This is a genomic window from Kitasatospora sp. NPDC093558 (assembly GCF_040683475.1).
GTDB lineage: Bacteria > Actinomycetota > Actinomycetes > Streptomycetales > Streptomycetaceae > Kitasatospora.
On sequence record NZ_JBFBDY010000346.1, the window covers coordinates 1 to 6742 of the forward strand.

Here is a 6742-nt window from a genome sequence, read left to right on the forward strand (position 1 = left end):
GGCCGGCCTGCTGGACGCCTGGATGACCTCCGACGGCGGCATCGCCGTCGCAGGCCACGACACACTGCTGGACCCGGCGTCGGCCCTGTCGGCGCCGGGCCCCTCGCTGCTCGACGTCCTGGCTCCCGAACCCGACGGCCCGGTGCCGGCCGGTCAGGTACAGCGGCTCCTCGCCGGCATCGCCTACGGCCCCACCCTCCCCGCACTCCCGGAGGGCCACCCGGCCGCAGTGGCGGCCGACGGAAGCTGGCGGCTGGCCGCGGCGGTCGGCTCCTGGACCAAGGAGGAATCCAGCCACATCGGAGCCGCGGCCCGGGAACGCGCCAGGCAGCGGCGCATCGCCGACCTCACCGCCGAACTGGCCGAGGCCGACACGACCGTCCAGGGTTTCGAGGCGCAGCTGCGCACCCTCGCCGACCGCCGGACGCGCCTCGGTGCCGACCTGCGCTCCCGGCCGCACCACCGGGAGGTGGACCAGGCCAAGCGCGCCTGGGAGCGGTCCGAGTCCGAGGTAGGCGCTCGCGAGGACACCGTACGCGAGGCCGTCGAACGGCTCGCGCGGCAGGAGGACGCGGTCGCGACCGCGCTGCGCGCACTCGCCGTCGCGTCGGCCGAGCACGCCCTGCCGACCGAACGCGCCGCCCTGGACGCGACTGCCACGGCCGTCGACGGGCTGCGCGAACGGGCCGACGTCTGGCTCGACTCCCACCTCGCCTGGTGGGCCGCCCGGCACGCCTGGGACACCGCCCGCAGCCACGCCGAGGAGTCCCGGGGCGCGGCGGCCGAGAGCCTGACCGAAGCCGAGGCCGCCGAGGCCGCCGCCCGGGCGCTCCGGGCCACGCTCCAGGCCGCCGAGACCACCGTCGGCGAGGACTACCGCCAAGTGGCCGGCCGGATCAGCGACTTCCGCACGGAGCTCGACCGGACCCGCCGGGAGATCGAAGCCGCCACCCGGGCACTGATCGCTCTCGAAGGCCGGATCGGCTCGCTGAGCGCCACCATGGCCCAGGACGCGGCCCGACGCGACGACGCCGTGACGGCCCGTAACGAGGCCGCCCACGGCTTCCGCCGCCTCTGCGTCCTCGGATTCCCCGACGACGCGGGCCTCGGCCTCACCCTCACCTCCCTGGACGGCACGCGTGCCACCCTCGAAGCCGCGCGCGAGACCGCCGCCGCGTGGCCCAACCTGCCACACGGCGCCAGGAACCTCGGCGACTCCCTCAACCGCCTCTCCGAGGCCGTCCACCGTGCCCGCCAGAGCCTCAGCAGTCGTGCCGACCTCGAACTCGAAGCCGAGGAGGACATCCACGTCCTCACCGCCACCATCGACGGCATCCGCGTCGGAGCGACCGGCCTCCTCGCCATCCTCACCGGCGACCGCGACCGCAGCCAGGACGACATCACCGCCGCCGAACGCGGTCTCTTCGACCGGACCCTCACCGGTGACACCCGCCGCCACCTCGCCTCCCGCATCCGCCAGGCCGGGGAACTCGTCGAGCGGATGAACGGCCACCTCGAACGGGTCCGCACCGCCTCACGGGTGGCCGTCCGCCTGGTGTGGCAGATCCACCCCGACCTGCCCGCCGGCACCCGGGCGGCCCGCGAACTGCTGCTCAAGGACCCGGCCCGGATCACCGAAGCCGACCGCGAGGCCCTGCACGCCTTCTTCCGGGGCCGCATCGAGGAGGCCAAGTCCCGTAACACGGCGTCCACATGGGAGGAACAGCTCGCCGACGTCCTCGACTACACGGCCTGGCACCAGTTCGTCGTCAAGCTGGACCGCGCCAACGGCTCGGGGTGGCAACTGCTCACCAAGAAGCTCCACGGCGCGCTCTCGGGAGGGGAGAAGGCCATCGCCCTCCACCTTCCGCTATTCGCGGCCGTGGCCGCCCACTACGAGGCGGTGCCGCAGTCGCCGCGACTGATCCTGCTCGACGAGGTCTTCGTCGGTGTCGACACCGTCAACCGCGGGCAGGTCTTCGCCCTCCTCGCGGCGCTCGACCTCGACCTGGTGCTCACCTCCGACCACGAGTGGTGCACCTACCGTGAGCTCTCCGGCATCGCCGTCCACCAGCTGATCACCGGCGGTGACGGCGACGACGCCGTCACCAGCGCCCGCTTCACCTGGACGGGCACCGACCTGCTGCCCGACGAAGCCGACACGGACGAACCGGCATGACGGACCGCCACCCCCTCGACCTCCCCGAACTCCGGCCCCTCTGGTCGGCCGTCCACGACCGCCTCTCGACCGGCCGCCGCGTCAGCCGGGTGCGGTCCGGACCGCTCGACGACGCCGGCCGGGAGGCGCTCGCCGACCTCCTTGGACTCGACCGGCTCCCCGGTACCGAACCGACGATCTCCCTCGCCGGACTCGACGGTGCCGTGCTGGACGCCTGCGGCAGGCCCGTACGGGACGTAGTGACCGCGATCCTCGGCCCTATCCACGACCGGGCCGCCGAGCGCGAACGCAAGGCCGGCCAACGCGACGCCCTGTGGGAGTGGTTGGCCGGCCACGACGTGGTCACCGCCCAGCCCGCTCTCCTGGAATGGGCCGGCCAGCTGCGGACCAACGGCGTCGTCGACGGCTCACCCGACCGGACCCGGGCCCTGCTGACCGCCGCGCTGACCGTCCTCGCCGCACTCCCCGCCGACGGCGAGCCACTACCGGTCCTCGCCGCCCGCCTCCTCGACGGCGACTCGCACGCCCTCGACGACGGGACCCGGCTGTCCGGCCTCGTCCTGCGCGCCCTGTCGGTGCTGTACGGCACCGACCTGCCGGACGGCGCCGAGACCCGGCGAGTGCTCTGGAGCCGGGCCGGCGTGGCCGACGACCAGCTCTCCGCCACCGTGCTCGCCGTCGGTCTGCGCTTCGACGGCGACGGCCCGGTCGCACGGCTCTCCCGCATCTGCGCCGACGCCGGTCATCCCGTCAGCCTCACCCTCGCCCAACTCCGCACGCCCGGCGACTGCACCGGCCCCGCGGGGCCGGTGCACATCACCGAGAACCCCAGCGTGCTCGCCCTGGCCCTGCGCCGCTTCGGCCACCATTGCCCGCCACTGGTCTGCACCTCCGGCTGGCCCAACACCGCGGTGATCCACCTGCTGCGCCTGCTGGCCCGCGACGGCGCTTCCCTGCGCTACCACGGCGACTTCGACGGCGAGGGCATCCGCATCGCGGCCCACGTCCTCGCCAAGACCGGAGCCGTCCCCTGGCGGATGGCAGCCGCCGACTACCGGGCCGCCGCGCCCCGGCTTCCCTCGGCTCCCGATCCGGGGCGCCTCACGCCCGCACCGTGGGATCCGGCGCTCGTCGACTCGATGGCCGAACTGCGCACCACGGTGCTGGAGGAGGTGGTCGCCGACGTCCTCCTCGACGACTTGGCACACCACCAGCACGGATAGGCACGGATAGAAGGACACCCGCGCTTCGGTCTCGTCCAGCACGGCCCGGCCTGTGCCTAACCCGGGACGGTGCACTCTCCGGTCGGGCAGCTGCCCGCGGATGGTTTGGTGACCGCGCGGAGCTTGGCCGCGGTGAAGGCGGCGGCCCGGGCGAGGGGGAGGCCGGCCGGGGTGGAGAGGCGCTGGGCGAGCGAGCGGTGATCGGCCAGGGCCCAGAGGCAGGCGACGAAGGCGTGGTGGCCGCGCCAGACCTCGCCGGTGTCGCCCACCACGGTGATCTCGCCGAGCGATGCGTCGTGGTCGAGCCCGGGGAAGAGCGCGCGGGCCTCGGGGGAGGCAGCCGCGACGAACTCCAGCGGGACGAGTTGCCGCTGCCCGCGCAGCCAGGTGGTGAGGCTGCGGCAGAGCGGGCAGGCGGGGTCGTGGAGCACGGTGAGCCGCCGCACGGGCGGCGGCTCGTCCCCGTCGATGGTCATGCCTGGCCCGGGTTGAGGCGGGCCTGCGGCGGGACCGGCGGCCGCGACGGGGCGAACGGCTCGCGCTCCTGCCTGCCCCGGCGGCGGATCCGGTTCAGCACGTAGACGTTGCCGAGGTGCATCACTCCGAGCACCAGCAGCACGGTGCCGAGCTTGTACGAGAGCGCGTTGAAGATGCCCTGGACGTCGCGAACCTGCTCGTCGTTGCGCATCCAGAGCGCGACGAACCCGAGGTTGATCAGGTAGAACCCGACCACGAGCAGGTGGTTGACGGCGTCGGCGAGCTTCTCGTCCCCGGCGAAGACGTCCGCCAGGAAGATCCGGCCGTTGCGGCTGAGCGTGCGGGCGACCCAGACCGTCACCCCGGTCGCGACCGGCAGATAGACGGCGTAGCTGACGACTGTGTAGTCCACGGGACTACCCCCTCCATGTTTCGAACGTGTTCAAAACCTTGTCGGGGAACACTGTAGCGCGAGTTTGAACGTGTTCAAGTCCGATGTGGGGGTGATGCCGAACGTCATACGAGCCGAACCCGCGCCCGCCGCTGCGGGCGCGGGCGGCCTACTCGGCTGCCTGCTCGACCTACACCGGATCCGCCCCCGGGCAGCAGACGGTGTGCTCGTCGGCGATCACCTTGTGGCAGTCCCCGCAGAGCCACGGCACCTCGGGCTCCACGGGCCCGGTTGCGGACACCTCGTTGTCGCGTACCGTCAGCTGCCAGGTGTCCCAGGACTCCTCGCCCTGCGCGTCGATCACACCGTCGAGCACGTGGTCGAAGGTGAAGTCCTCGAACCCGGGCTCGCCCTGGGCATGAGCGCCGGGTTTCAGGAAGTGGTCGACCAGGTAGGTCATCCACTCGGGCGAGTCGTAGAACTTCTCGTGCCCGTTCCATTGGATCGCGGCGCCGTCGTCCGTGGGCTCCCACTGGCACCACAGGCCCGGTTGGCCCGCCGGGGGCTTGCTGAAGTCGCGGATGTCCGGGTCGTGGCCCTGGCCCGCATAGCCGGTGCCGTCGACGTAGTAGGGGCCCTTCTCACGGTCCATGCGCCGGGTCTCGGCGAACTTCCGCAAGTAGGCGATTTCCTGCTCGTTGAGCGGCGGCTCGACGGCGATCCGACCGGTGAAATCCGTGGTGTAGCCCATGGCCGGGATCGTAGCCACGCCATCCGACAACCCGGGCCGCCCGACCGGTGGACCTGCTCGGGCACATCGCTAGGAGGAAGGACGGAGCCGGCGGTCGAGGTCGCGCAGGTCCTTGGTGATGGAGGAGCGCACCTTGCGCGCCATGATCGGCGCGGCCAGCCGGTAGTAGCCGCCGGCGTCGCCCCGCACCCGGATCCGGGCGAGGGTGCCGCCGGGGTGCGGGGTGAAGCTGTAGGTGACGTGCATCGGCATCGGGCCGGCGACCGAGATCATGTCGAGCAGCCGCAGCGGCTCGTGTTCCGCCATGCGCAGCACGTAGTCGATGCGCTTGCCGAGGAAGTACGCCGTACGGGTGACCTCCGCGCCGACGCCGAACCCGCCGTCATCGGCCTCGCGGGTCAGGTGGGCCTCACGGATGCCCTGCGTCCACTCGGAGTCGTGGCGCCAGTCCATCGCATAGCCGGCCACCACGTCGGTCGGCAGCGGGATCACCCGTTCGGCGGTCTCGTCAATGGTCATGATGCTGTTCGAGCCCTCTCCGGATCGCGGCACACTCAGGCGTCCCAACCAGGGTTGCGCCCACTGGCCGCCGGCGCTCGGTGGAAGGTACTCGCCTCGGCCGGCATCTCGCCGGGACCGGACTCCGTGGTGCGCTGGAGAGCGGCCGGATCCGCCCATGTCGACGGCCACGTAATTCCCCAGGTCGCCGCCCCTTGGCGGAGCCGACCAGGGCGATGGTCGCCCGAACGACGGCTTCGTGCCTCGGGAACCAGCACTGTCGCTGGATCGTCGTACATGACATGCCGTCAGTTCTCATTCTTGGAATCGACCCACACGCAGTGCCCGGCATGGACGGGGCCGCCATCCGCGCGGCCCTCGACCAGGAGCTGGCACGGTTTGGCGAACACGCCATCGACGCGTCCATGGCGCTCATCGCGTTGGACGAGTCAGCCGAGGCCACGATGGTCACCGCGCTGTCGGAGCGCGAGTGGGATGTCGTCGTCATCGGCGGTGGAATTCGCAAGCCGGAACCACTTCTGTCGCTGTTCGAGCAGGTCGTGAATCTGATCCGGCAGCACGCACCGAAGGCTGCGATCGCGTTCAACACCAGCGGAGCCGACAGCGTCGAAGCGGCCAAGCGGTGGCTGTGAACCCGGGTGTGGCTGACATGTCGATGTAGGGAACCACCCGTTCCTCCCTCCTGCTCCCCTCCTGCGGACGTGCCGGGATCACGCGAGAGGTTGGGCTTCAGCAGACCTGGGGCTGGGAGACCGGCGACACGCCCGTTCCGCCCGGCTCCAGCAAGATGGTCCTGCTCTCGGCCACCGAGCGGTCCGAGCTGGGGCGTTTTGCCTCGGGCGTGGAGCAGGAGTAGTGTTCTCGAGTCGCTCGGCAGGGAGCACCGGACACGCATCGGCGCGGACGGTCCCGGAGTGGCCAATCCTCTGAAACACCACTTCCCGGTTCGGGCTGGGTCGCGTCTTGTCGTGGCTCGGCGCCTATTCGGCGTGCGCGTTTTATTGGATTGCGTTCGGACTTCGGCCCGATTCGCTTTACGGAGCGGAGATCGGCTAGAGTTTGAAACGTCGGACGGGGCGTAAAGCACCGGAAGACACCGGCGAGTCGGATGAATGAAACTCCGGAAAACGGAGCGGAAAACATCTGGTAAGCTGGAAACACGAAAGAACGAAGCGCCCGGAGGGCCCGCTGGAAGGCGGCTC

General features: G+C 71.4%; 7 protein-coding genes. 3 read left to right on the forward strand and 4 right to left on the reverse strand.

What is annotated here, in order from left to right; all coding sequences use genetic code 11:
• Both AB0O00_RS25835 and AB0O00_RS25840 read left to right on the forward strand, forming a co-directional pair.
• A partial coding sequence (locus AB0O00_RS25835; protein WP_363655581.1) for a TIGR02680 family protein occupies positions 1–2179 on the forward strand: 2179 nt, incomplete at its 5' end.
• Complete coding sequence (locus AB0O00_RS25840; RefSeq protein ID WP_363655583.1) at positions 2176–3402, forward strand: TIGR02679 family protein; 1227 nt, start codon at positions 2176–2178, stop codon at positions 3400–3402. The genes AB0O00_RS25835 and AB0O00_RS25840, both read left to right, overlap by 4 nt.
• 56 nt (positions 3403–3458) lie before the next feature.
• On the opposite strand, the gene AB0O00_RS25845 is transcribed toward AB0O00_RS25840, so the two are convergent.
• The 4 genes from AB0O00_RS25845 to AB0O00_RS25860 form a co-directional block, all read right to left on the reverse strand.
• Positions 3459–3878, reverse strand: coding sequence for a DCC1-like thiol-disulfide oxidoreductase family protein (locus AB0O00_RS25845; protein WP_363655585.1), 420 nt, complete (start codon positions 3876–3878; stop codon positions 3459–3461).
• Complete coding sequence (locus AB0O00_RS25850) at positions 3875–4291, reverse strand: hypothetical protein (protein WP_363655586.1); 417 nt, start codon at positions 4289–4291, stop codon at positions 3875–3877. Before AB0O00_RS25850 ends, AB0O00_RS25845 begins: the two co-directional genes overlap by 4 nt.
• 169 nt (positions 4292–4460) lie before the next feature.
• Positions 4461–5021: a hypothetical protein gene (locus AB0O00_RS25855; RefSeq protein ID WP_363655588.1), complete on the reverse strand. Its 561-nt coding sequence runs from the start codon at positions 5019–5021 to the stop codon at positions 4461–4463.
• 69 nt (positions 5022–5090) lie between these two features.
• Positions 5091–5540: an SRPBCC family protein gene (locus AB0O00_RS25860; RefSeq protein WP_363655590.1), complete on the reverse strand. Its 450-nt coding sequence runs from the start codon at positions 5538–5540 to the stop codon at positions 5091–5093.
• 281 nt (positions 5541–5821) lie between these two features.
• On the opposite strand from AB0O00_RS25860, the gene AB0O00_RS25865 reads away from it, so the two are divergent.
• Positions 5822–6172 carry a hypothetical protein gene (locus tag AB0O00_RS25865; protein WP_363655592.1) on the forward strand — a complete coding sequence of 117 codons (351 nt, stop codon included), beginning with the start codon at positions 5822–5824 and terminating at the stop codon, positions 6170–6172.
• The last annotated feature ends 570 nt before the right edge of the window (positions 6173–6742 follow it).